Source organism: Candidatus Phyllobacterium onerii, assembly GCF_028331445.1.
GTDB lineage: Bacteria > Pseudomonadota > Alphaproteobacteria > Rhizobiales > Rhizobiaceae > Phyllobacterium > Phyllobacterium onerii.
The window spans coordinates 302,431-327,977 of sequence record NZ_JAQMHX010000002.1 but is presented as its reverse complement, the minus strand read 5'-3'; the positions used below and the strand labels follow the sequence as shown (position 1 = coordinate 327,977).

General features: G+C 54.5%; 22 protein-coding genes and 1 pseudogene. 13 read left to right on the top strand and 10 right to left on the bottom strand.

Annotated features, from left to right (window positions below):
• The first annotated feature begins 29 nt into the window (after positions 1 to 29).
• The gene (locus PHA01_RS07175) at positions 30 to 200 is read left to right on the top strand and encodes a hypothetical protein (protein ID WP_271894249.1); all 171 of its coding nucleotides are present in this window, start codon (positions 30 to 32) and stop codon (positions 198 to 200) included.
• A gap of 39 nt (positions 201 to 239) precedes the next feature.
• Here PHA01_RS07175 and PHA01_RS07170 read toward each other — a convergent pair whose 3' ends face one another.
• The 3 genes from PHA01_RS07170 to PHA01_RS07165 form a co-directional block, all read right to left on the bottom strand.
• Positions 240 to 1,340, bottom strand: coding sequence for a helix-turn-helix transcriptional regulator (locus tag PHA01_RS07170; protein ID WP_271894248.1), 1,101 nt, complete (start codon positions 1,338 to 1,340; stop codon positions 240 to 242).
• A gap of 206 nt (positions 1,341 to 1,546) precedes the next feature.
• A complete protein-coding gene (locus PHA01_RS29350; protein WP_417020920.1) occupies positions 1,547 to 1,765 on the bottom strand; it encodes a hypothetical protein in 219 nt (72 codons plus the stop codon).
• A complete protein-coding gene (locus PHA01_RS07165) occupies positions 1,747 to 3,057 on the bottom strand; it encodes an alpha/beta hydrolase (protein ID WP_271894433.1) in 1,311 nt (436 codons plus the stop codon). Before PHA01_RS07165 ends, PHA01_RS29350 begins: the two co-directional genes overlap by 19 nt.
• Positions 3,058 to 3,809: 752 nt before the next feature.
• Here PHA01_RS07165 and PHA01_RS07160 point away from each other — a divergent pair.
• The 4 genes and pseudogenes from PHA01_RS07160 to PHA01_RS07145 all read left to right on the top strand — a co-directional run bounded on the left by PHA01_RS07160 (position 3,810) and on the right by PHA01_RS07145 (position 8,284).
• The gene (locus tag PHA01_RS07160) at positions 3,810 to 4,073 is read left to right on the top strand and encodes a hypothetical protein (protein WP_271894247.1); all 264 of its coding nucleotides are present in this window, start codon (positions 3,810 to 3,812) and stop codon (positions 4,071 to 4,073) included.
• 1,574 nt (positions 4,074 to 5,647) lie between these two features.
• Complete coding sequence (locus PHA01_RS07155) at positions 5,648 to 6,553, top strand: S1C family serine protease (RefSeq protein WP_271894245.1); 906 nt, start codon at positions 5,648 to 5,650, stop codon at positions 6,551 to 6,553.
• Between the two features lie 460 nt (positions 6,554 to 7,013).
• Positions 7,014 to 7,777 (top strand): annotated as a pseudogene (locus PHA01_RS07150) (SDR family oxidoreductase).
• A 60-nt stretch (positions 7,778 to 7,837) separates the two neighbouring features.
• Complete coding sequence (locus tag PHA01_RS07145) at positions 7,838 to 8,284, top strand: GntR family transcriptional regulator (protein ID WP_417020919.1); 447 nt, start codon at positions 7,838 to 7,840, stop codon at positions 8,282 to 8,284.
• A 75-nt stretch (positions 8,285 to 8,359) separates the two neighbouring features.
• On the opposite strand, the gene PHA01_RS07140 is transcribed toward PHA01_RS07145, so the two are convergent.
• Positions 8,360 to 8,998 carry a hypothetical protein gene (locus PHA01_RS07140; protein ID WP_271894244.1) on the bottom strand — a complete coding sequence of 213 codons (639 nt, stop codon included), beginning with the start codon at positions 8,996 to 8,998 and terminating at the stop codon, positions 8,360 to 8,362.
• Between the two features lie 484 nt (positions 8,999 to 9,482).
• Here PHA01_RS07140 and PHA01_RS07135 point away from each other — a divergent pair, with 484 nt between their 5' ends.
• Positions 9,483 to 10,454: a dienelactone hydrolase family protein gene (locus PHA01_RS07135; RefSeq protein ID WP_271894243.1), complete on the top strand. Its 972-nt coding sequence runs from the start codon at positions 9,483 to 9,485 to the stop codon at positions 10,452 to 10,454.
• Between the two features lie 1,555 nt (positions 10,455 to 12,009).
• On the opposite strand, the gene cfa is transcribed toward PHA01_RS07135, so the two are convergent.
• Complete coding sequence (gene cfa / locus PHA01_RS07130) at positions 12,010 to 13,179, bottom strand: cyclopropane fatty acyl phospholipid synthase (protein WP_271894242.1); 1,170 nt, start codon at positions 13,177 to 13,179, stop codon at positions 12,010 to 12,012.
• Positions 13,180 to 13,617: 438 nt separating this feature from the next.
• On the opposite strand from cfa, the gene PHA01_RS07125 reads away from it, so the two are divergent.
• Both PHA01_RS07125 and PHA01_RS07120 read left to right on the top strand, forming a co-directional pair.
• Positions 13,618 to 13,848 (top strand): hypothetical protein, encoded by a 231-nt coding sequence (locus tag PHA01_RS07125; RefSeq protein WP_271894241.1) that lies wholly within the window; start codon positions 13,618 to 13,620, stop codon positions 13,846 to 13,848.
• Positions 13,849 to 13,867: 19 nt separating this feature from the next.
• Positions 13,868 to 14,227 carry a hypothetical protein gene (locus tag PHA01_RS07120; protein ID WP_271894240.1) on the top strand — a complete coding sequence of 120 codons (360 nt, stop codon included), beginning with the start codon at positions 13,868 to 13,870 and terminating at the stop codon, positions 14,225 to 14,227.
• 71 nt (positions 14,228 to 14,298) lie between these two features.
• Here the strand turns inward: PHA01_RS07120 and PHA01_RS07115 are convergent, their stop codons facing one another.
• The gene (locus PHA01_RS07115) at positions 14,299 to 14,625 is read right to left on the bottom strand and encodes a hypothetical protein (RefSeq protein ID WP_271894239.1); all 327 of its coding nucleotides are present in this window, start codon (positions 14,623 to 14,625) and stop codon (positions 14,299 to 14,301) included.
• 326 nt (positions 14,626 to 14,951) lie between these two features.
• Positions 14,952 to 15,137, bottom strand: a complete 186-nt coding sequence (locus PHA01_RS07110) for a hypothetical protein (protein ID WP_271894237.1) — start codon at positions 15,135 to 15,137, stop codon at positions 14,952 to 14,954.
• A 297-nt stretch (positions 15,138 to 15,434) separates the two neighbouring features.
• Between PHA01_RS07110 and PHA01_RS07105 the strand changes: the two genes are divergently transcribed.
• Positions 15,435 to 16,412 (top strand): MBL fold metallo-hydrolase, encoded by a 978-nt coding sequence (locus tag PHA01_RS07105; protein ID WP_224515780.1) that lies wholly within the window; start codon positions 15,435 to 15,437, stop codon positions 16,410 to 16,412.
• Positions 16,413 to 16,558: 146 nt separating this feature from the next.
• On the opposite strand, the gene PHA01_RS07100 is transcribed toward PHA01_RS07105, so the two are convergent.
• Complete coding sequence (locus PHA01_RS07100; RefSeq protein WP_271894235.1) at positions 16,559 to 17,935, bottom strand: FAD-binding oxidoreductase; 1,377 nt, start codon at positions 17,933 to 17,935, stop codon at positions 16,559 to 16,561.
• An 85-nt stretch (positions 17,936 to 18,020) separates the two neighbouring features.
• On the opposite strand from PHA01_RS07100, the gene PHA01_RS07095 reads away from it, so the two are divergent.
• Positions 18,021 to 19,046, top strand: a complete 1,026-nt coding sequence (locus PHA01_RS07095) for a GlxA family transcriptional regulator (RefSeq protein WP_271894234.1) — start codon at positions 18,021 to 18,023, stop codon at positions 19,044 to 19,046.
• A 354-nt stretch (positions 19,047 to 19,400) separates the two neighbouring features.
• On the opposite strand, the gene PHA01_RS07090 is transcribed toward PHA01_RS07095, so the two are convergent.
• Positions 19,401 to 19,643, bottom strand: coding sequence for a hypothetical protein (locus PHA01_RS07090; protein ID WP_271894233.1), 243 nt, complete (start codon positions 19,641 to 19,643; stop codon positions 19,401 to 19,403).
• A gap of 330 nt (positions 19,644 to 19,973) precedes the next feature.
• On the opposite strand from PHA01_RS07090, the gene PHA01_RS07085 reads away from it, so the two are divergent.
• The 3 genes from PHA01_RS07085 to PHA01_RS07075 all read left to right on the top strand — a co-directional run bounded on the left by PHA01_RS07085 (position 19,974) and on the right by PHA01_RS07075 (position 23,850).
• On the top strand, positions 19,974 to 20,954 hold the full coding sequence (locus PHA01_RS07085) for a D-alanine--D-alanine ligase family protein (RefSeq protein ID WP_271894232.1): 981 nt from the start codon (positions 19,974 to 19,976) through the stop codon (positions 20,952 to 20,954).
• Positions 20,955 to 21,075: 121 nt separating this feature from the next.
• Positions 21,076 to 22,920 carry an adenylate/guanylate cyclase domain-containing protein gene (locus PHA01_RS07080; protein WP_271894231.1) on the top strand — a complete coding sequence of 615 codons (1,845 nt, stop codon included), beginning with the start codon at positions 21,076 to 21,078 and terminating at the stop codon, positions 22,918 to 22,920.
• A 75-nt stretch (positions 22,921 to 22,995) separates the two neighbouring features.
• Positions 22,996 to 23,850: a tetratricopeptide repeat protein gene (locus PHA01_RS07075; protein ID WP_271894230.1), complete on the top strand. Its 855-nt coding sequence runs from the start codon at positions 22,996 to 22,998 to the stop codon at positions 23,848 to 23,850.
• A 627-nt stretch (positions 23,851 to 24,477) separates the two neighbouring features.
• Here PHA01_RS07075 and PHA01_RS07070 read toward each other — a convergent pair.
• On the bottom strand, positions 24,478 to 24,945 hold the full coding sequence (locus tag PHA01_RS07070; protein WP_271894229.1) for a tetratricopeptide repeat protein: 468 nt from the start codon (positions 24,943 to 24,945) through the stop codon (positions 24,478 to 24,480).
• Positions 24,946 to 25,547 lie beyond the last annotated feature (602 nt).

The following is a 25,547-nucleotide window of genomic DNA, read 5'->3' as shown; positions in this document are numbered from 1 at the left end:
GCTAGCTTGTTAAAGAACCCAACTATTCCATGCGGCTAGCGCCGCCGCACTGTCCTGCTGCAGGGCGCGACTATCCGCACCCGCGCAACAAGGGGCATTGGCTGGGCAAACCGTTCAAGCCGCTGGAATACGCCCAGGACAGCGACATCACCAAAGAGATCGTGGATACCCAGCTTGCCCTTCGCGTCGGTGGGACTTGATCGAGTGCACCGCGCGCCGCTGAGCACCGCCCGCAGCCATCAAAGTAGTGGATGGCCAGCCATTCTCGCAAGCAGCGCGACCAATTCCGCCTGCCGATGCGTGTCGGTTTTGTAGAAAACGGCCTTCAGCTGGCACCTTGCGGTTTCGTAGCAGATTCCCAAGTGATCCGCGGCGACCTTCAGCTCTTCGCCTGATGTAATACGGCGCGCCAGCATCGCCTCGGCGGGTGTCATCCCGAAGCAGGCCTGCAACGCGGTCGCCGGGGATTGGGGATGGATGTCCGGATCGATAAAGACGACAACAACTTGATAGGATGCGAAGGGGTTTGAGGAATTTCCTCCGAGACGCGACGGGTAGGCAAGCAAAGGTCTGCCTTGAAGACGCGGCAACAGTACAGGGTTCGTCATTGCTGGCGGGTTCGGATTCCGCAACATAGTATGCAACGCGCGCCTGAGCGCGTTCGTCGCCTCCCTGTCGATGCATGCCAATTGGCGGCCCGTAACCAGAAGATCTCGGCCGAACATCCTTTCTGCAGGTTCATTCGCCAGGATGACGGCAGCGTTCCTGTCAAGCATGACTGCAGGCGTACCGCTTGTGCTGAAAGCATCCAGCGCACCTTCGGCATGCGCGAAGCTCAGCATTTTCGCGAGCGCTGCCGCAGAGCTCAGCTGTCTGGAGAAGCCGGCAAAACTTTGCAACTCGGATGGCGAAAAAGGGCCCTGCTGGATCGACCTTTGGATGGACAAGATCCAGAGGTCATCGCCCGCGGCAACCTTCACACCCGCAAACCACCTAAGACCGAAAGGAGCGAGAAATTCCTGATAATATGGACGCCTGTCAATTTGCTCGGAAGAGAGAACGTCTAGATCGCTGACCACCCCTTTGCGTTTCATTAGCGGCACCAAGTTGTACCGATCATCCCGGTCGATCCAGCCATCGCGGACGTAAACCTCGAATGATGGGCCCATCTCGCGACTGCGCGGCATGCACGGCAACGGCCCCTTTGCGTCGAACAGCATCGAGCCAAAGCTACCAGTAGCGGTCGCGACCACATCCATTGCGGCATCCCAGCCAGCAGGATCGGTCGCCGCTGCGATTATGGCATTGCCAACCGCCTCGAGATCAAAAGCTGTACCCATCTCCTTCCCCCAGTCCCGACTTTACATTAGCGGACTGGAAACTTCGAGTCCTCCGAGTTGGAGTGAGCCTAGTCAATACGATTACAGTTCGTGACCCAATCGGACATGCGACCAACTCTTGTTTGAGGTTCGCTCGCCGCAATGCAGGCAGACGTCAGCCGGCTCGGGTCCCAAGGATATATGTGGGTATTATCCTCGCGGAGAAATTACGGACCCGACACCAAGTGATTCCTCGGCAAGGGGGAGATTGCCGAAGCTTCCAACGCCGGCGACGAATCCTCAGGACCCAAAAAATGTGGTCCTTCTATCTCGGCTAGACAGGGCGTCGTGATTGGAGCTTTCGGGTTGTTCAAAAAATCTGAGATTACCTCCCCGCCGCAAGGTGTCGTGTCGACTACATCGTGACCTATGCCACGGAATACCACAAGCTGGCTGCTTCCGGTATTCCCCGCGACGTATTTCGCCCATTTGATGGTGTCGCTGGGTCATATTCTCCGGACAACAGCAGGACCGGAACCTGATTTGCCTTGAGCGATTTGTGAGTTTTGACGGGTTTTGCCGACGGCCAGAGCGGGCAAGCCCACGTATAAATATTGTCCGCTGCCCAGTGGTCGAAGAGCGGGAATTTTACGGCTGGCGCAGAGGGAGGAACGCTGTCATTGCACACAATGGAAAGATGCATCCCATCCGCAAAATCGGATTTATCGTCCCCGGACAGATCGTCACCAAGTATTTCGACGAGCATCCTGTAATCCTGCTCGTTTGTATCCTTGATCAACTGCGGCAGCACTTCGATCGCACCCCGGTCATAGAACCCGTCGAACATCAGCTCAAGAAAATCGTCACCCGACACCCGCATGAAGCGGGCCGATCCTTCGACTTCCCCTAACCGAAGCAACACGGGCTGGGCATTGAGTTGCCGCACTATCCCGCCGATCATCGTCATCAGATTTGGAAAATTTTTGGAACAGCCTGAGTGCTTGCTGCAATCCTTTTCGAGCGTTCTTAATGCGCTGTCGAGACTGTTGGAACCCTGGTCAACATATCCCACATCAGGGGGAAGCGTTGAATCGAGGACCACGGCGATTACGTCTTCGGGATGATCTTCCAGCACCTGCAGGGCGAGTTTCGTTCCGTACGAAATGCCGTACAACACCCATTTTTCGATGCCGAGCGCGATGCGCAAATCATGGATGTCGGCCGCGTTTTCGACTGTGTTGTAGGCCGTGAGGTCGATGCCCTTTTTTAACAACGCATCGCGGCACGCCGTAACATCGCGTTTCTGCGCCAAGTCAAACTTAACCACTTCATCGACCTTGGAGACGACCTCGCTCCATACCGACGGTGTGTAGTGCGCTGAGCAATCCAACGAGGGTTCCGCGCGGCCGACACCCCGCTGATCCACCACGACGAGCTGTCTGCCGCGCAACCATGGGCCGTTGTCGATGAAACTCAACCACTGGGCAATATCATCTTCGTTGTCGATCATGGCCATTTGACCAGGTCCCCCGGTCAGGTAAACAATCGGCTCGTGCCGCGTTCGATCAGGCTCGAAAATAACCACTGGCAGCTTGATCTGTCGACTGGTTGTCTTGCTGCGATTCTCGGGGACGGTGAGGTACCCGCATTTTAGATCGCGATCTCGCGGTAGGTCGAACCAACATGTCGACTGTTCGAATTTCCCTTCGGCAAAAGCAGATCCGGCCAGACCTCCCATGGTCAACAAGAAGATCAGTAGAATGCGGATTGAATTTGCAGAGCTCAGTCGCAAACACCGTCCAAACCGGATCGCAAGCTTGACATTTGTCCCCCTGCTGGTGGTCGGTTCTCGTCCAACCCGCGCAGCGGATCCAATGTAGAATGATTATTCTGCATGGCATCACCCGTTTGGGTGAAGTTTTGGTTTACCAATGCTTGTGTATATACCGTTCAAGATCGGTTTGTGGAAGAATCGAAACTATATCGTCAGGTTTACTCCCGCAGTCTTCGCGGATTAATATTTGGATTACCTCATATACATACTTCGTACTATTGGGAAATATCAATTTCCAGCGGACCGTTATTCCAGTCGGCTGCTGCGAAGAGTTCTTTTTTTGGGAGATCGGCAATGTCTGCATCACGTCGTCTTTTCCTATCCGCGCTTAGCGCCGGGCTGCTCTATGCAGCAGGCATCACTATGACTGCCGCTAAAGGCGGTGGCGGTGGCGGTGGCGGTGGAGGCGGAGGTGGCGGCGGCGGGGGAGGCAATGGTGGAGGGGGAGGCGGAAAAGGCGGCGGGGGCAATGGTGGAGGTGGAAAGAGTGGCGGGGGGAAAGGTGGAAGTGGGAAAGGAGGAAGCGGTAGCGGGAAAAATGGCAACCACGGCGACTCCGGGGCTAGCGGATCCAACCGTCTTCCTTGCTCGAAAACCGCTGGTTCCGGCACAGCCGGATGCTAGTTCATTATAGAATTGCAAATTATAGGGGGGTTATGAAAAAGTACCTGATCGCCGCGGTGCCCTTGGTAGCCGTTTTTCTGGTCACCAGCGCGCAGGCGAGCTCCGAGAAAAAACGCACTCTTGCCGCGTGTACTGCTGCGCTTGCGAAACAAAACCTCAAGCCCGCATCCGCCGCTCCGACTATGACCTTCAACAGGAAGGGTAATCGGGTGTCGGTCGAGGGCAAGGTCACGGGGGGTGCCACTTTCATCTGTAATACACTCGAAAACGCGGTAGTCAGTCTCAAAGTCCAGTGAAACCGCACGGCGGTCCCGCTGTGCAGCCATCGATGCGCCATTATGCTTGTCATTTTACTTTCGAATCCCGCCTTGAATCGGCAGAAAGACTCTGCTCGGGGTATCTTTTTCGGTGCATACCATTTTATGCCTATGTCATTCGACTGCCATAGGCTCAGTGAGGTAGTGGTTCGCCATTCCAGTCACGCGGCAAGCATTCAGAATACCCATCGTTGACGAGGCGGCAACTCGCTAGTCGGCGCTTTTGCCGTCCAAGGAGGAGTGGTCGGTGTGGTCGTCCAGGACTCCGTTTGATACGTCTGGATGCCTGCACAGCGGCGCTCCGCCTTTTCAACACCGAGCCTGGGGCGGAGAATTAAAGTCCATCCAACACCAGATCGCGTCGAGGCTGAGCATGAAGGGCACAGAGCGATCTCTTTAACGGTGGCATCCGCAAGCCACTTGGGTATCCCCTATGAAATGGCTTCGAGCTGACCCATGCATCGATATAGTCCGAACCCGCTGATCTCAGAACTCTCGTCAGTCATCTTGTTTGGTCGAAGTTTGCAGTCATATTGTACCATCCGGGTACGTAGGTATCGGTGTGTGAACACGCTCGAGCAATATCAGGATGTTGGTTTACCCACTTCTTCAAGGCGGTCCACGCTGGGCTCTCTGTAAAGGTCCGGGCATGCCGCCAGCCAGCAATGGGAATTCCGAATTCCTGTGAGACAATGTCAACATCATCATCTGCAAATCGCGATAGTACTATGCGTGGCTCACGGTCCTTGCAAATAGCATAATAGTGCCGGTTATCCAGTTTCAAAATTTCGAGCGCACTGCCAAGCGGAATGTCGTGATCACAAGCTCGATTTTCCAGCATTCTCAGATGCGGGCCATCGACGCAGATGATCCCTATGAATGTTCGGCTGCAAATGTCAGTTCGATAAAATTCACGTCTGTCCGTCATCTTGTTCTCGTATGGTTTTTTGCAGGAACAACGCAGGCACGCTCTGACGAAGAATTCATGCACGCACAGAGGTGCAATATAACATTGATAGCAGTTTGCTATAAGGGATAGTAAATGGAAAAGAAAAAGACATGCTTCGTTTTGCAGAACGAAGCTATAGGCATCGTCTATACCTGTTGGCGAGCATGGAATTTATCCTCCATTCGCCGTTGTGGCATCAATCTAACCTGCGCGGCATAGCCTGCAAATGTAATTCGATGGTTTTGCATGCACATCACCCGACTGGGGGTGACCGCTCATCGATCCGATATAGAGTTGAGTGCACTTTTTTCGCGACGGCCCGTTTCCGCTTTGGATTAGGAAACCCGGGAAGTGTTTCCTGCAGGAGTCATTCAGTCCCCTCCCAAACGGTCTCCACGAATGGTGAGCTTTCCGATTGCACACGCATGGCCGGGATAAACGCCAGACTGCAGAGCAGGGCGTGAATAAACCGCGAGCGCAGTGTGGAGACATGTCTATGTTCTAGGTCTTGTGTTTGGCCGTTGGTCCTCACACCTATAGAAGACGATAAGTTGTCCCGCTCGGCTCGTCGCAGCCTTTGCCGGATCTTGCCAAGGTTAAAACCATGAATGTCGATACAGCTTTGCAGTCAATCATAACTGTCCGTTCCTCAATTCCCGATGACGCGTTTACAGCGGCAACGCTGGGTACCCTGAGAGAGGGCAGCGGCGTGGTCATTCGGGAGGACGGGCTGGTGCTCACGATCGGCTATCTGATTACAGAAGCCGAAGAGGTTTGGCTGACGCGCCATGACGGGCAAGTTATTCCCGGTCATGCGCTGGCCAATGATCAAGAAACGGGATTTGGCCTCGTGCAGGCGATTGGGCCCCTCAGCGTGCCTGCGGTGGACTTCGGCGAGGCAGCCCAAGCCAAGGTCGGAGATCCGGTTGTGCTTGCGGATGGGATTGGTCGGTTCGTCCGAGCGAATATCGTCGCCAAGCAGGAGTTTGCAGGCTATTGGGAGTACGTACTGGATGAGGCGATCTTCATTGCGCCGGCTCATCCTTCCTGGGGAGGGGCTGCACTGGTTGACGGGGATGGCAAACTCCTGGGCATCGGCTCGCTTCACTTGCAAATGAGCAAAAATGGAGAGCTTGCGGACATCAATATGATCGTACCGATCAATTTGTTGCCACCGATCCTGGATGATCTACTCAAGCGCGGCCGAGTGAACAAGCCGCCGCGGCCCTGGCTCGGGACGTTCTCCGCCGAGAGCAGCGGCAAGGTCGTGGTTATGAGTGTCGCGCCGGGGGGGCCGGCGGCTCAGGCGGGCCTGCGTCAGGGCGACGTTATCTCGGAAATCCGAGGCGAGGAGGTGGATGGGCTCGGTGATTTTTACCGGAAGGTGTGGACGAGTGGCCCCGCTGGCGTTGAGATTCCCATGAGGGTTCTGCGTAACGGGCGTGAGGCATGGTTGCGCGTGAAGTCAGCAGATCGCAACAGCTTTCTTAGAAAACCGCCCTTGCAGTGAGGCGGAGTTTCGCAACAATCGACCGCTGTTGGCGCGAAGTGAACGTTAGTGAAGGTGTGCCCGTAGAGCATGTATTCGCGCATACAGATTACTCCTGTCGCATCGTGAGCCTCGGCCGTGTTTCTTCTGCACGTTTGGCATTCTCGCCAAGCGCTTCCCCTAGTGTTACTAGATTGGAGGCTACGGACGAAGGGCGGAGGATATTGCGTAGTGCTAGTCCAGGGAAAGGAAAACGATTCTATGTAGCATAACTCGTTGCCCGACCCCTTATGTTAACGGCCGTGCGCATGCCTTGTCGTGCGTCGGGACGACAAGGCGAAGCGGTCATTCAATACGTTGAAATCCGACTTTTTGAGACAGAGCTCGTTAGATCACCGACGCGACTTTTTTTCGTGTAGATTATGGTGATGTTCGGGGGAGCTATGGCCGAAGGCGGGATTCTGACGAAGGGAAGAGATCGATGGAATTGTTCGACCTTAAAGGACAAGTGGCGATGGTCACGGGTTCGGGCAGCGGCATTGGCCAGGCTATTGCGATTGGTTTGGCGGAGGCTGGAGCCGACGTAGCCTGCTTCGGCCATCTCTCAAACGGCGGTTTGAACGGAACGGCGGACAAAATTCGCTCTCTTGGCCGGCGAGCCTTAACGCTCGAAGGCACCGTAACCTCTGCCGCGGACCTAAAGAGGGCGATCGATCTGATAGAGAACGAACTTGGCTCTTTGACGGTTGCCGTCAACAACGCAGGTATTGGTGCTGGCGGCGATGCCGAGACGCTTCCACTGGAGAACTGGCAACGGGTCTACGACGTAAATGTAACAGGTGTTTTTTTGTCCTGCCAGGCGCAAGCACGCGTAATTCTTCCCCGAAAGAGAGGCTCCATCATTAACATTGCTTCAATGTCAGGCTCGATAGTCAATCGTGATTTGAAACAAGCCGACAACAACTCGTCCAAGGCCGCGGTTATCCACCTGTCAAAAAGCCTGGCAATGGAATGGATTGATCGAGGCATCCGGGTCAATTCGATCAGCCCGGGCTACACGCTGACACCCATGAATCGTCGAGCTGAAGTCGCTGATCAGGTGAAAATATTCGAACGGGACACTCCCATGGGCCGCCTGGCCGTCCCCGAAGAAATGGTCGGGCCGGCCGTATTCCTTTCAAGCGGTGCTTCGTCATTCGTAACTGGCATCGATCTCGTCGTGATGGCGGTTTTATGTGTTGGTAGCCGCCCGCAAAGGGACCATCAGGTGGGCACGCGAACTGTTCGAGCCAACACAAACGTTACATGCCGCACCAAAGTATACTTCCGATATTACGAACCAGTCAGCGTAATCTGACCGCTCGTAACGCTCTGCTCACGTCATATCCCATCTCCCGAGTCCAGAAGTCCCAATCGCAGATCCTCGGTGCCAACGATGCGTTCGCTCGCGAGACAGACGTAGCGCGGTGGGCGGAATTGAATTGGCAATTTCATTCGTGCCTTTATGAAGATTCTGAACGACCATTTCTGCTCAATCTCATCAGATCCGTGAACGATCGTATAGAGCGCTACCTTCGCATTCAGTTGACACTATCCGGCGGGACAGGGGTAGATGATCGCGAGCACCGTCAGATTCTGGCTGCCTGTCGAGATCGAAATGTGGCTCGTGCTTCGGAACTGCTAGTTGACCACATCACCAAGGCGTTCGAGTCCCTCTTGAGCAACCTGCCAAAAATGAGAGTTAGCAAATAATAGGGGCTGAAGTCGGATGTTCGTGCAGATGGGCCATGTCCGGTTCTGGGCCAGAGCGGCAAGATACCCCTCCTCTCAACCCGCAGGTCCGGTGTAACCAATCGCATTCGGCCCCCCATTCATCTCTCGAAGCTTGGTTATGTACTGCTGCGGACGCAGCAAGTGGCCGGGCACTTTATAGCCCATGGACCGCGCAATGTCGCCCACGAAGGCATTGCAGTTATACGTGGTCGCTTGCCAAAAGTGCGAACTGGCCTTCAGTTTGCGTATGTAGGCAACGACTTTATTGTATTCGGCTTCGCTCAACATGACCCGCCAGCTCGCCGACCTGTACCTGTCGTCCAGATCACCGTCGCTTTCCCCGGTCTCAGCCGGCACGGGTATGTAATGACCAAGAATGTAGGGAACGACACTATCTGTAGCCGGGGCAAGGCCGGAGACTTCGGGTTCGATCATTTGGCCCGCCTCGTCCAGACGGCCAAAAATCACGAAAGTGTGGCCGTAGGTGAGGGCATAGCGGGAGCGGAACTCAATGAAGTATTGCCCTTCCTTCTGTTGAAGTGACGAAGTGGGTGAGGGAGCGCCGACTGCCATCGAGCCTTGATTGTTGTAGGTCACGACATTCGGCTTGATTCCCGTATTCGACGACACACATCCCTCTACCGCGAGGGCAAGCAAGGCTACAAAGACTAGACGACCACTTGCAATCATCATTCCATTCCCGAACTCGAGGAGCGAACAACCGTCTCAGCGACTGAGCCGTCCTTGTCGCTCGCCACGCATGTGCTTGGACTGAAAAACCGCTAGTACGACAACTACCGCGATCAGAATTCACAGGACGATCTTGTTTCCCAATGAGAGTAGGCGAACAGCTGCAAATTACCACAGAAAGCGGTGAAGGCTAGCGGCCGATGCAAGGTACAGTTAGTTTCACACAGGAACCGACAGTTGGCCATCACACATATCAGAATGCTCAACCTGATGGTGGGGTCAACGCCAATGACCATTAACGCAACGCGCACAGGTCGACATAACGCGTTGAATGTTGTGATACATTAAGAATATGGCGGCGACCGAGCCGCCGGGCCCCATTTGTCTCCGACTATCGCAGGAGCGGACCGTCGCCCTAGATTGCGATCATATGGCTCACTGCCAAAACGTGGTAAGTTGTGTGTTGCGAGCGCGGGAGGTGCTTGCCATGAGAATCTCAATCGCAACCGTCTTCAGTCTTTCAATTGCGTTGTTTGCTGTTAGCGGAAACGCCGAGGAAACTCGCCCGAAATTTCCTCCGGACGAGAAATTGAATGTTCCCTCCCTCACCCTTACTGATGAGCAGTTTCTGAAGGGAGACACCGCAGGCGGCGTTCCCGTCACTCTGACGGGAGAACTTAGATTTCCCAATTGGGACGAGAAACTACCTGCTGTCGTGATTCTCCACGGCAACTCTGGACCTGTGAGCAGCATCGGAGCCCGATGGGCCGCCTTACTCAACAAAATGGGGATTGCCACGTTCCGTCTCGACAGTTTCGGCGGACGCGGCGTAGTTAACCTTATGACAGATCAGACCCGGCTAAGCTTTGTCACGCGGTTTTACGACACCTATCGCGCCGTCGACGTTCTCGCTGCTCACCCGCGCATCGATCCGTCGCGGATTGCTGTATTAGGCTACTCCAGCGGAGGCACTACGGCGCTCTATACCTCCCTGCGACGCTTTCAAAACGCCCATGGGCTGACCAAAACGCGCATCGCTGCACATCTTGCCTTCTATGGTACATGCAACATTCAATTCATCGATGAACTCGACGTTGCCGACGCACCAATCCGCGAATTCCACGGCTCCGCCGACGATCAGACCCTGGCTGCGCCCTGCCGTCACTACATCGCGCGCCTCAATGCTGCCGGGAAGGATGCTGTCATGACCGAGTATCCCGGCGCGTACGACGGGTTTGATGAACCGAAGTCGGTGCCCAACTCAATGGCGCAGACATCGCGCAATTGCCAGCGCCGTGAAGAAGACGGGAAGATACTCAACGTCGCTACGAATAAGCCGTTCACCTCCGACGACGCTTGCATGGAACTCGGCTCGACCGAGCGTTACGACAAAGTTGCAGCTGAAGCTGCGCAGGCAGCGGTGAAACAGTTATTAACCGAAGTGTTCCGACTTAACTGATTACCAGTTTCACCGACTACGAAGCGGCCTGAGCTAGCAGAGTTGTCGGCGGCGACCCTTAAGGCGCTACCGGGTGTCGCGAAGGAAATGGAAGCGTCCGATTTCGATATTCTCTCGCCCTCCAAAAACCGATCAAGAATTCGGTGGCTGCGGCGTGCTCTTCATCGCCGAGAATCTCGATCTTTCGTAAAGCGAAAGTGGGCTAGATTGCTGTCCGGCCGGACGAGCACCCCGGCGCGACATACGATGACGTTGGGCGAGACGAGCTGCTGACATCGCCTCTCAGGAACGACAAAGGTTATGGCTTGGTTGATTTCCTACGTAGTTCCAGCGGAGCCAGAAAGAGAGCGCTTTCTTTCTGGCGTCCAATCTGGCTAGCGCACCCTGATAGCGGTATTACCGGAGTGGCAGTTGATTGGTCCACTGAATTCATGTCCATCTTCGATCCCGACCTAAACGACCGAACTCGGGTGCCGGCATCGGGCCGCGGCAAACGAATGCCGTCAAAATCTTGCCTGACGTCGCCAGCCGAGTCCTGATCGGTGTTCCTGGTAGAGTTCAAGCGGGAGCCGCCAATGGACTGGCCCGAGTTCACGCTGCCCATGGAACTATCGAGAGACTGGCCCGAATGAAAGCCTCTACCCATGCCGCCGCCATGGCCTCCACCCATGCCACCGCCGCGTGCAAAAGCGGATGCGAACGGTGTTGTGATAAGCAAGGCGGCCAATGCCGTACGTAATACTAAAGAGCGCATGTTGAGCGTCTCCTGAACTTGGGGGCAAGGTCGTCACCCTCTACTGCAAGTCCGTCTGGTTCCGTCGCGTCACGATGAACATCGATATCCATCGTCGGCGGTTCCCGGCTCGCTAAATTGATTTATTATATAGTTGATGTAGTTCAAGATAACGATAAGTAAATTACGTGTGAGAGGTCGTGAATTACATCGTTAGCAAAGCAATCGTCAAGAGCGAAAAACGTCATCAAAGCACAGGTGAAACTCAATTTATGGCGAATACATCACCTGTATTAAACGCCAATGTCACTCTTGCGGCCGACCCCACCAGAAGCAGCGTTATCAAGATCGCATCGAGCTTTTTCATAACGTTATCCTTGTGCCTGGGGTGACCGCCTCGATCTTAAAGATGTTTCATCAGAGAGAGGCGGAAGCGTTGGTGAGCCAGAAACTTACGGTTTCCGGAATAATAGAATCGGTAACAGGCATACGCTGCCGACGGAGCTTCGTCGCTGAAGTTGCAACGGCCGTGCAGAATAGGATGATCAAGTATTGAACTGACTTCATGGCGGCCACTCCTTCGCAACTCGTCTACATATGGTAGCGAGGCAACGGCGCATGATCCATCATACAAACGTGGGGTGGGTAGTGCGTTGGTTTGTAAAAGTCATACTTTCGTTTGCTGGCCTGTGGCAAAGCAACGCGCCCTCGCGGCCGAGTAAACCTGCACGAGTTATGGTATTAACGATTATCCAAGCTGTGTGATCGATTTACTGTTTTACTATTTGCAGTCAGTCGGGTTGTAGGAATGACAATGCCGAGCTAGGTATGCCGCTGGTACCCGCCTGAGACTCCGGATGGAGAAAGGACGATTTGCCAAAGCTGGATCTGACGAGCACGGAAGCATCCAGCCATGCACAACAGATAATACCGCCACATACGATAAAAGCGATCGCCGTATCTCGATGCGAGCGTAGGCCATGCGGCTTCAAACCGCTTATGCCATGCCAACAAGGTCTGATCGTAGTCGGCTCCAAAGTTGTGAACGTCTTCAATCACGAAACGGGTGTCCACACTGTTGGAAATTTCACCCAAAGAGGGCAGTTCTCCATTGGGAAAAATATATCGATCAAACCATGGGTCAATCACGTTGCGGCGACGTTTTCGTCCGATCGTGTGCAGCAGGAACAAGCCATCGTCGACAATGCTTCGCCTGGCCGTTTCAAAAAGGCTGACGTAATTTTTGTGACCGACGTGCTCAAACATACCGATGGAAGCAATTCGATCAAACTTTTCCCGCCCATCCATGTTGAATGACCGATAATCCGCAAGGCGAATTTCCAAAGAAGGCCCGGTTGCGTTCAAGCGAGCGAACTCTGCTTGCTCCGCGGAAATGGTCAATCCTACGCATGACACGCCGTACTTCTCGGCTGCGAATTTCATAAGACTGCCCCAACCGCAGCCAATATCCAAAAGACGCATCCCCGATTTCAGGCCAAGTTTGCGACAGACAAGATCGAGCTTCGCTGTCTGGGCGTCTTCCAGATTATCAACGTCCTTCCAATACCCGCAGGAATAGGTCATGCGGCTATCCAGCATAGCGGAAAAAAGATCATTGCCGACGTCGTAGTGCACCTTCCCAACCTGCCATGATCGAAAACGATCCTGGAGATTGAACAAACGCGCCCGCAAGGTCTGCAGTATGTCTTTAGCAGTCGCACGTTCTGCAAGGTTTGCTCGAAAAATGCGCTCAAAGAAGCCATCCAGCGAAGCGCAGTCCCACCATCCGTCCATATAGCTTTCGCCAAGACCCATGCTACCTTGTGCCAATACACGGGCAGCGGTCCGTTCGTCGTGAATCTGGATATCCCACGGAGAACCGCCGTTAATCTGAATGCCTGCGCGGCAGAAAAGACGACTTAGCGTTTCCAGCGCAGCAGATCCCTTCCTGTTCGGCATTCCTCTCTGATGTCCGTTTGTGTCGGAGGGCATGTCAGCTCCTGTCTAAAACGTTCACTTTTGGCACATCGGATGCCATTTATAAGAAAAATGACACGGCGATAAGGATTTTGACAAAAGCTTATCCCGGTCGCTCAGGTAGATACCATACATAGATGTTGCTTGGTGAGAGCCGGGCCCTTCTCGGCGCCGTTGGCAGACGCTGCCAGCTGATACCTCGAGAACTTTGGTGTCCACAGGATCCTGATCGTCGCGGCGCATGTCGCCTGGGCCCGGCCAGTTGAATTTTAACAAAATGCTAAACCTGACCTTAGCTGCTCCCCCTTAGGTTGTCTCAAACGGGCATCCGTCCGATGTCGTTGGAGGCAAGATGTTTCTGAAATTCTAGGCTTCTTCATGCTGACGTTCGCAGTGTGGATCGGCATTGGGATGATCTCTGACCATATTACCCAGTATCCTTTCAGATATAGAATGACGGTTCAGGTGGACACACCCGACGGAGTGAAGTCGGGGTCTTCGGTCGTAGAGGCCCTGTATTTCCGATCGATGATCCTCCAGCAACTCGTTGGCCCGACGTTTCCGACCAACTTCACAGGTGAGGCAACCTTCGTTGATCTTGGTGGGGGACGCAACGTCGTGCTCACAGTAATGGGCGGTCCCCGAGTATCTGGCGGTGAGAGCTTTCCAATTTCCATGGGGTGACCCAAGGGCCTATAACAAGATGCGCGACGCGGTGGAGAGGGCCAAGCAGGCAGGGCCGAAAGAGTCACCTCTTCAGGATCCTTGGAATTTGTACCTGCCAATGATGGTGACTTTTCACGATGCTGCTGATCCGCTGTCAGTCCAGAAGGTCGATCCCCTCAAACTCACCGCCACATTTGGTCCAGGATACGCACTCAAAGCCATCATCATCGAAGCCACCGACGAACCTCTTAGCGAGAATTTGGGTCAGCATCTGCCGTGGTTCGACGAGTTATGGAGCGACCCCAAGAAGCGGCAGTGTGCCTTGGACGGGAACTGCGTTTCCTACTCAGTCCACCCATTCATGATCGGCGGCGGTCACCTCAAAAGAGAGAAATAGGATCCACTTGGGTACGCGGCCTGAACGCCTCGCTGCGGCCTGGCCGTTGCAACGATGAATAAGTCTTAGCTCTACACTTTCCCGACCGGATCGTGTGATTCATTCGAAACAGAACGCTCAAAGTGCATCCGTCGCCGCCGCGTTTCACGGGCTTCTTCTTCTTTCATAAAGATAATCGATGCGACGGGAAGCGTGATCATCGCAACCACTGCAGTCGTTCCGACGGGAAAGAGCGATCCGACGGTCCACCACATAATCGGCGCGACAATGACGGGGATCGCTATCGAGTATTCAAAGTGCCAGCGATAGAAATAGTCAGCGAAAATGGCATATATCAGCATGTTCGCGACAAGCAGTGGTAGCGTATGTATCGCCATCGTCGGAATCAAAATCAGCACGAACGGACCCGCTTGAGGCAAAAGAACAATGGTCAGTATGCCGGATACGAAATACAAAAAGCAGGCCGGGTGCCGACACAGTGGCACTATAGTCGGCACTCAAAGCGTGCGCTTGTACGGTTAACAAAAGGAAAAGCTCAAACCTCCGGAACACAAATCACCGGAGGCTTGAGCCTCGGTTAGGCCCGTCATTTGAAAAAGGAATGCCCTGTCTATCAGGCCTGCTGGTGAGGGGCCGCCAGCGCTTTCAAACTACTCCCCAAACGGCAGAGGCGATATGGAAAAGGTACGCCTTCTCTAACAGGCTGGTTCTCGGCAGGAGACAGTCACAACCGCGGTGTGCTTGCAGATTCGTAGACCTCGTTAATACTCGACTTGATGTTTTCTGCTTCTTCGCACGCTTCATTGATCAGGTGTACCAAAAGACCGTAACCTTCACGACGGGCCCTATCGCGAACTTCGACCAAGGTGTCGCAAATGTCATCAATAGCGAGGCGGTTGCTTCCATCCATATGAAATCCCTCCGCTTGGACATCGAGGCTCAAAGGCCAATTAGCGTGGGCATGAGGCTCTGGTCCAAGCACAACAAGGGTGCATTCGCAAACTTAAGGAATGGTTATGCACCCGCTGACTGCAAGAGGCTCGGCAGTGTGGTCTTTGCTACCTAATTCTGCAAATGTCTGCTGTTGGCGTAAAGCGGGACATCGCGCCAGATGAGCAGTTTATATCGCTTAACGACTGGGTTCGTGGTAGTTTTATGTATCAATAGTACAAACGGGGATTAGCGAGCTTTTCGAAGGAGAGGCACTATGTTTGCGACAGACAGACGCGCTTTCTTGAAAGCGACGGTTGCTGGAACCGTTGTTTCCGTCGTGGGAATCCCAGAAGTTACGTCGGCGGCAGATCCCGGACCGACCAAAACGTCACCGGGGTATTATTCATTCGCCCTTGGTGACTTCCAAATTACATTACTATGCGACGGCGTGTTCGTCTTGCCCACCGACAGCCTTGCGACAAATGTCAAACCTGAAGAAAAGAAACCATATTTCGACGCGCATTACCTTGCCCCTGATATGGTTCAGCTTCAGGCTAGCCCGCTACTGATTGACACCCGGCAGAAGCGGATTCTGGTCGATACAGGTCTAACTTCGGGCACAGATTGGGCCGCCCGTGCCGGGCGATTGACTAAAACGCTTGCAGCAGCGGGCATCGCCGCGGACTCTATTAGCATGGTCGTTCTCACCCACTGCCACCCCGATCATATAGGCGGGCTTGTTGCCGACCCGGCGAAGCAGTTCCCCAACGCGAACCTGGTCCTTTCTGAAACTGAAATGGATCTCTGGAATTCTCCAGATGCGGCCTCCAAACTGCCAAGATGGGCGGCCGAGTTCATACCCATGGTGCAAAAGGTACTAGCGGCGCTTGGCGACCGTGTGCATCCGATCAAGGGAGGTGCTGACGTTGAGACGGGCATCACGGCTCTCGACACTCCTGGACATACGCAGGGTCATATTTCTCTGCTAGTCGGTTCCGGAAGCGAGCAATTGCTTATCACGGGAGACGCCATCACGAACATCCACTTTGCCTTCGACCATCCGGAATGGCAGATCATGTGGGACCATGACCCGGATAAAGGTGCGGAGACCCGCAGAGCGTTGTTGGACCGGGCTACAAATGACAGGCTGCTTGTCGCTGGCTATCACTACCCGTTTCCGGGCGTCGGTCATGTGGTAAAGGAAGGTATGGGTTTTCGCTGGCTGCCGACGGATTGGGTTTGGGCCGATTGATGGATCGTCGCGCCCGAGCGATACCGCAAGAGATGGAATCTTGATCCGTCCCATCCGAGGTCGTAGCAAGTTCGCGCTGAGAAGTTCACGCGGATGGCGCGGGAAGTGTAAAATATTCAGCTGCAGACTATTGCGTCAGATGGACATCACTGCGGCTGAATATTTTGGTTCATGTGGAACAGGTTATGAGGATCGTAAGTCCTTTTGAGTTCCTGAAGCCGTGCATAGGTTTGAGCACCGTACGCATTCTGCACGAGATTGTCGCCCTCTCCAAGTCCGGGGAAGTTGAGGTACATCCGCCCCGTGGAATGGCGCTGCATTTCTTGCCAGACATCGCGAACCCAACTGATGTTGGTATCGTCGTCGCCGACTTTGGACCAGATCGCATCGAGGCTGAGCATGAAGGGCATGGAACGATCGCCAAACGCGGTGGCGTCGGCGGCAACACGCTGCACGGCACCACCGAATTTCCAGATCGAAGCATAGGTCATTTCCGACGGACGCTTCGTCAGGTGGGTGGTGATCTCTTCAATGACATCGCCGTGTAGGTTCGAAAGGTACGTCGATTTCCAGTAGCAGCGATCCCGACCCTTGGGAAACAACCCGTCATAGAGGGTCTGCAGAACCCGGTAAGGCATCCTGCCGCTGAAATCGAGCAGGGGTTCGCCAAAGCTGCGCAAAGGCTGCATGACACGCTCTCCTTGGTCGGCCGGACCATCATAGACCGTCGCGAGTGCCAGGACACGCCTGCCCCACGTCTCCTCGGGATAGGCTGGATCGCTGGGGATGGTGGAGAATTCGGCCAGCCCGCTCACCTCGTCAGGAGCCGTGGCCATGTAGTCGCGCCATTGCGGCAGGATTTCATTGGCCCGTTCTTCGGGATAGACGGGAGCGCAGAACATAATCTCGTTATCGATCGAGTGGAGTCGGAACTCGAAGTTCACGATAACGCCAAAATTGCCGCCGCCACCCTTCAGTGCCCACAGCAGGTCCGGGTTCTTGGTGTCGCTCGCATGGATCAGACGGCCATCGGCAGTAACCACGTCGGCGGCAATGATGTTGTCGCAGCTGAGCCCGTGTGTGCCGCGGAGCCAGCCGATGCCGCCGGACAACGTCAGCCCTGCCACACCCGTCATCGAGATGAGCCCCCCGGGTGTGGCGCGCCCGAACGGCGCAGTTGCTGCGTCAACGTCTGCCCACGTGGCCCCGCCTTCGACAAAAGCACGATCAAGTCCAGACGCGATCCGGACACCATTCATAAGCGACATGTCTACCATCAACCCGCCGTCGCAGACGGCATAACCGGCAACGTTGTGTCCGCCGCTCCGGACGGCGACAGCAAGGTCATGAACCCGCGCGTAGTTGATCGACGCCTGAACGTCGCCAGCGTTGCGGCAGCGGACGATCAGGGCGGGTCGCCTGTCGATCATCCCGTTCCACACGACACGCGCATCGTCGTAGCCAGCATCTCCCGGCTCAAGCAGTTCGCCGTGCAATACGCTACGGAGTTCGTCATGGGTCATCTCGGCTCCTCCTGTAACAGGGATCCTAGCACTGTCGGATGTTCGGTACTAAAGTCGTAAACGCTGAAAGGCGGTCGATTCTGCCATGCAAGACGGTCAGATCAATGTTGCCATTCTCGCTGTGCCGGAAGTTACGGCCTCCGCGTTGTACGGCATGTTTGACCTGTTCTCGTCTCCCGGCCGCGACTTCCCCTTCATCGTAACGGGTGAAGCCGGCGAACAGAGCATGCGTCCCTACATCGTCGCCCGGAGCAAGGACGGGTTCCAGGCTGCCAATGGCATCTGGGTAAAGCCTGACCACGATTTCAAAGACTGCCCGCAACCCGACATCGTGTGCATTCCCGATTTCTTCGTCAATCCAGGCGAAAGTGTCAGCGGAATGTATGACCCTGAGGCGGAATGGCTTAAGCGATCCCACGAACATGGTGCAATGATGGCCAGCGCCTGTTCGGGCGCGGTGCTGCTCGGCGAGGCCGGACTACTCACCAATTGTGACGCCACCATTCACTGGGGTTATGTGAAGACGCTGACAAATAACTATGCGGGGGTGCGCGTCAGACTGGATCGGTCCCTCGTGTTGAGCGGCGAGGCGCAGCGCATCGTCATGGCGGGAGGCGGATCGAGCTGGCAGGATCTGGCACTTTACCTGATCGCGCGGTTTGTCGGTCTGAAGGAGGCCATGGAGGTCGCCAAGGTCTACATGCTGCAGTGGCATGACATGGGGCAACAGCCATTTGCATCACTGACGACCTTCCGGCAGACAACCGATGCTGTCATCAACGGTTGCCAGGAATGGCTGGCAATGAACTACAAAACCCACGCCCCGGTGGCCGCGATGGCAACACGTTCTGGTCTGCCGGAACGCTCATTCATCCGCCGCTTCACAAAAGCAACGGGCATGAAACCCCTCGACTATGTGCACGCACTACGGCTCGAGGAAGCCAAGCAAATGCTGGAGGCCACCGATCTGCCTATCGAAGCCATCGCCAACGAGGCTGGCTATGAGGATACGAGCTTCTTTGGCCGCCTGTTCCGCCGAAAGACGGGTTTGACCCCGGCGCGTTATCGTCTGCGGTTTGGTGCCTTACGTCAGGCACTGAAGCAAAATTAGCAAGAGATCCCGAACCAATAATTCGGGGTTGTTTCCGTTATTAGGCCTTTTCGGTTACGGGTTCGGCGAAGCTCGAAGGGGCCCGTCAGCCTCACCGCCGGGCGTTGTGAGTTTCTAGAGCCCGTTTCCCGGCCCCAGTGATTTGCCACTTCCAGCTTGTTGGCCCGCTTTGAATATACTCGGTCCATCCGTGGCGCTCACAGGAAAGCTCAGTCTGGCCATGTGGTGTATAGTGTCGATCAAACAGAGGATCGCATTCGAGCCCCAAGATCCAGAAATGCTGCAGTTTCGTCAAAGTCATGACCAGCCACCAAACCTTTCGAAGATTTGGCAATCATACATGTTTTGCGACAATCAATGATACGTGGCTAATTGACGGTCCAACATGGCTTCCCGATGGGCCGCTATCGAAGCGATGATCTGAAAATCACGCGCGCCGCCATCGAAGAGATTCATTATGGTGCGCGCCAAGCGGTCCGCATTTTTATAGAAAACCGGGTCGTGGCCGAGAAACTCGCACGCCTTAAGGTGGGCGTCCTGCATAATGTCCCAATCGTCTTCGCTGTAGGTGAGTTTTTCAAAAAGATGCAGAGACATGACACATCCTCCAACATCAATGGCTGGAGCGCGTAGGGCTCTTAATCGCTAGTGCGCCGTTGATAGACCAAGCGATCCGAACATTGAAATACTCACTTGGGCTGGCGTCAATAGTATGTCTGCCAGTGACAATCACACTAGGCACGCCGCCGTGGCCTGTTCTTGTGCCACTGGAAGGCCTTGCCTGTTGGCGGTCCGCGTTCGGGCTCATCGACGTAGTTGCCCGTCTCCTTGGCAGCTTTGATGTTCTAAATCTCCTTATCGGTGGCGGACCATTCGATGGTAGATTACGCCGCGCTGAAAAATTGCGGGACCACGAAGGCGGGCCAAATGATGAAGATTGGCATTACATTCGATCTCAGGGACGACTACGCGAAGGAAGGCTACTCCGAGGAAGAGATTGCCGAGTTCGACAGGTTAGAGACGATCGAGGCAATAGAATCGGCGTTGCACTCGCTGGGTCATTCGACGGAACGTATCGGTACTGCCAAGGCGCTGGCAATGCGGTTGGGTCAAGGCGATCGGTGGGATCTCGTTTTTAACAGCGCGGAGGGAATGTACGGCTTCGGCCGCCAAGCATTGGCACCCGCCCTGCTGGAGGCCTATGAGGTTCCTTATATGTTTGCCGATCCGCTTTGTCTTACTGTCACATTGCACAAGGCGACGGCGAAGCAGGTTGTTCGCGACAGTGGTATCCGAACAGCCGATTTCGCGGTTGTCGAGACGATTTCTGATATTACGAGTGTTTCCCTGCCGTTCCCCTTGTTCATAAAACCCATTGCCGAGGGTACCAGCAAGGGTATCTCCGCCGTGTCGAAAATCCACGATCGGGGAGAATTGCAATCAGGGTGCGAGCGGTTGCTCGCCCGCCACAGACAACCAGTGCTTGTCGAAGTCTATTTGCCCGGGCGCGAATTCACGGTGGGTATTCTAGGAACAGGATCGGCTGCCTATTCACTCGGGACAATGGAGATAGTCCTCAAAGACGGGCCGGAGCCTGAAATATACTCTTACGACAACAAGAAGCATTTTGACGAGCGGGTCGCTCCCCGTCTGGTAGATGACGCGACGAGCAGAGCCGCCGCGGACCTCGCACTCGCGGCGTGGATGTGTCTCGGGGGGCGTGATGGTGGCCGCGTCGACGTCCGTTGCGATAGTGCAGGCGAAGTCAATTTCATGGAAGCAAATCCGCTCGCGGGCATGCATCCCAGAGATTCGGATCTCCCGCTCATCGCCCGAATGACCAACCTGTCTTACGTCTCGCTGATCGAGAAGATCGTGGCGTCTGCTTCGACACGTATTTTTCGATAGCCTTCGACGGCTCCCTTCTATTCCCAAGATGAACCAATCTCAAGGGCTTAAGCCTTACTGACTAGAACCGTCGATTACCCGCTCTCGGCCGAATAATGGTATGTTGGAGAGGGGAAAGAATATGCTGCAGCGCAGGCTTGTTACGATACTGGCTGCTGACGCGGTCGAGTACAGCCGCCTCGTCGGGAAAGACGAGGAAGCCGCTCTCGCGCTCTTCAAAGATTGTGCGGCAATCATCCAGGACCGTGTTCAGGCCTATAACGGCCGCGTATTCGGCGGTGCCGGCGATAGCGTGATCGCGGCATTCCACAGCCCTGTCGAGGCCATGCGCTGTGCCGTGGAAATCCAAAATCAAATAATGCTGCTCGATGAGAAGCTGTCGGAAGACTGGCGCATGCTTTTCCGTGTGGGACTAAATCTGGGTGATGCCGTTGTCGAACAGGATAATCTCCTTGGCGATGCGGTTAATGTTGCAGCGCGTCTGGAAGGGCTGTCCGAGCCTGGCGGAATTTGCGTCTCCGGTACTCTTTACGAGCAAGTGAAACATCTGCCGAACCTGGGCTTTGTAGACCTTGGCTCGAAAAAACTGAAGAATATCCCCATTCCGGTACACGTTTACTCAATCAAAGGCGTGGGTCCAACGCACTCGCGCAGACGCATCCCTGCGTGGGGATTTGCGGCAGCAACAGCAGTGCTTCTTGCAGGTATTGCACTTCCGGTCTGGTGGAAGTACGCACCCGAGATAACAGCCAAAATGGAAACCGGATCGCACCTCCTGTCGCCGTCGCAACCTTCCATAGCGGTCCTGCCGCTTGACAATGTCAGCGGCGACCCGACGCAAGAGTACTTCAGCAACGGCATCACCAATGACATCACGAGTGATCTTTCCAAATTCTCCGGCCTCATGGTCATCGCCTACAACTCGGCATCCACGTTCAAGGGCAAGCCGACCAAAGTTCAAGACATAGGGAAGGCACTGAGCGTGCGTTATGTGCTGGAAGGCACCGTACAAAAGACCCCGGAGCGGCTGCGGATCAACGCCCAACTCATTGATGCCGAGACTGGCTATCACCTATGGGCAAACCGCTACGATCAGACTTTGGGGGACACGTTTACGGTACAGGAGGATATTACCAAGAATATCGTCACGGCCCTGGCTGTTAAGGTGACGGCGGCCGAAGAGCGGCGCTCCAACAAGAAGCTGACACAAAACATGAGCGCCTATGACTTTTATCTGAAGGGTAAAGCGATTTGGGCCGATCCCAGTAAAGTCACGCCGGAGGGAAATGCCGAGGCCCGTCAGCTTTTTGAAAAAGCGATCGAGCTCGATCCGAACTATTCGTCCGCCTATGCCGAACTGTCCTACGTCTATGTCAGGGCGGCGCAGAGCGGCTTTACTGATGATGCAGCAGCATCACTCCAAAAGGCCGAAGACCTTGCAAAGAAGGCCCTGGCGTTGAATGACGATTTCAGCAGCCATTGGTACCTGGCCATTGTCGCGTGGAACAAGGGTGAGTTCGAAAAGGCTTTCAGGGAATACGAAACAGCACGCCAAATAAATCCCAACGATCCGGACCTCGCAGCCGACATGGCAGAGGCGCTGATTTACGGCGGCGAGCCCGAGAAGGCGATAGAGCAGATCGAAGCTGCCAAGCTTCGCAATCCATTTTATGAATACTGGTATGATTGGAACGAAGGCAGGGCCCGGTATATGGCCGGCCAGTATCAGGCCGCCATCGACGCCATCGGCAGGATCAACTCTCCACCGAACGATGTCCGTTTGATCACTGCAGCCAGCAAGGCGCAGCTCGGCGACATTCCGGCAGCTCAAGCCATTATGGCCGAGTTCAGCAAAATTGATCCCGACTGGTCGATCGCGAAATCGGCCGCTTATTTCTATCGGAAGGACAGCGACCGACAGCACTGGCTGACTGGATTACGGAAGGCCGGGTTGAAGGAGATGTAGGGTCGAACGGCCCCCTGAAAGCTCTTTAGTAATTGGCCGAAACCACAACCGAAGTAAAAGCAAAGGGGAAATGACATGACGACCGCCCAAGCCAAGGTGCTTACCCGACAAGCAAGAAATAAACCGTTGACTCCCGAAGGAAATGAAGAGGCAAAGGAGCTCTACCGAAGGGCAATAGACGAAGAAGATATCAATTATTTGCCCGCCTATGCCGAATTGTCCTACGCTTGGTGCCGGGATTTGGAAAATGACTGGGGCCCTCGCCAGACAGCGCTTGAGCAGGCCGAGCGGCGGGCCCTAGAAGCCGTCGAGTTGAGCAGGGATGAGAACAAAGGCTGGCACAAATTTTTCATGGGCCACTGGTATCTCGGAATCTTCCGTTGGCATCAGGGTAAATTTACTGAGAGCTTTCAGGAATACGCCACCGCCCGCGAGCTCGTTGAAAGTAAGCCCGATTCTGAATGGTACGTCAAAAACCTCGCCGACCTTGACGCCGACATGGCAGAGGCGTTGATCTATTATGGTGATCCGAAACGGGCAGTTCAGCTTGTTCTCGATGCAATGGATCGCAATAAGGATCACGCCTATTGGTACCATTGGCTCTTGGCAAGGGGGTATTACCACTTAGGGCGCTACATGGACGCCATAGTCGAGATCGGAAAAATTGGCGACGACAAGAGGCCTAATGATGTCCGGCTTATAGTGGCCGCAAGCACAGCCCAACTCGCAGACGCTGAGACAGACACAGATAAGGCAAAGGCAATGTTAAGCGAGGCAAAAGCGATCATGAAGGAGTTCAGCGAGATTGAGCCAAACTGGACACTGGCAAAGTCAGCGGCCTATGAATATGGCAGCGCAACTGAACGGGACCACTGGATCACCGGACTTGATAAAGCAGGGCTAAAGCACTCCGTAAACGATAATCCATAATCCTGTCGGCCATCGATAACATGACACGGGCCTTCCTCATCACATAGCGGATCGGGGCGGTTTCGCCGCGGTTTGGCTGGGTGGCTCCCACTCGTCTCGCAACCAATAGTTTGACGAGCTCCACCGGAAACAATCTAGCCACTATCTTCGAGTGATGAGTTCAAGAGACTCTTTCTCTGAATGCCCGGCATATTAGGTAGCAAAAAAACCACCAAAAGCGGCTCAAGTAATTGATTAAAGGACTAATTCATCAAAATTTGGCGTAGCCGCCAGACGTTAAAGTCGGACTTGTGGAATGCGCGTAGAAGCCGCAATCCGCGACGCCGTCGCTCTCATCAACGACGTCCGCATATCATCTATTGCAAAAACGAAGCGCTTCTGCTCTTGCTCGACACGTTCTGGTGGATACCGCCGCGGTAGGTGGCCTCCTTGCTCTACTGATCGCGGGAGGCGGTGCCTGGTACGCGCTACCGCAGCCGGCAGCCTTGGCGCGCGAACCCTCAATCACGGTGTTGCCCTTCAGCCGCCTCGGTAGGTTGGACCAGGCACAAATGCTTGCCGAGCTTCCGGTTTTCTGCACTTGATCTCCAATTGCCCCCTGCCAGAATAGCCGCGCATTTTAAAAATTCAGGTCGCGGAAATGAGGCCCTTTTCTGCCATCTCATCAAGATATTTTTGCGCCTCCGCATTACCTTGCTCAGCGGCTTTTTTGAACCACTCAGACGCCCGACCATAGTTCTTCCCCACTCCCTCGCCCTTGGCATACATGAGGCCGAGGTTGCGCTGCGCGTCCGAATTCCCTTGTTCCGCAGACTTGCGGTACCAGTAGGCGGCGGTGACATTATCTTGCGGCATGCCATAACCGTTGGCATATAGGAGACCGACATCATATTGCCCCCTCGCGTAGCCCTTTTCGGCAAGCGGTTTCCACACCTTATATACCTCGGTGTAATTCTCAGCTAGGTAAGCGACATCGCCCTTATCGTGCGGGTCAATTGCAATTGCCCGGAAGCCGATGAGCGCCGCGACCGCCAGAATTGCAGCGATTACTTTATATCTGTTAATTTTGTTCGGAGCTGAACTATCGGTCAACATGTGTCCTTTTATAGGCTAACTACACACGTTGTATTTCTCATCTATGATTTTGAGAAGTCATCCAAGTCTTTTTTAAGGAATAAGTTAGCAACGGCGCTTTCCCGGTTTAGAGCTATAAGGAGGCTACCGTATATTCTTGATCGCCCTGCATAGCGGTGTTCCTTCAAACTATGCTCTTATACTCTTCAGCATGTTCATTTTCCCGTGGATCCTTGTCGCACTTTTCGAGGCAAAGAAACGCAAAACAACTGCCTAAGAATGGGAGAATCACACTATGAACTCCAATATCGGAGTTCCGTGGTTTTCATACTTGGAATGCTGGCGATGCTGCTTGCGGGAGCGGCAATCTTTTTTAAGGTCAGGGATATGACCCATTCGAACTGGCACACATAAGGATTTGGATCGTTCAGATTGCAAATCTCAGTTATCTTTTGGTTGGTTGGGTCGCGGTGCGCAGCATTCGCGGTCTGTTTCTGGCAGGAGGCAAACGCGCAATCGGGAACCCAAGAAGCTATTGGGTGTGGCCTTCTGCTGCATGATAAAATAGTGTCATGGCCCGTTTGGATAACTTGCCTATTATCTGACGTGTTTTCGCGCGATCT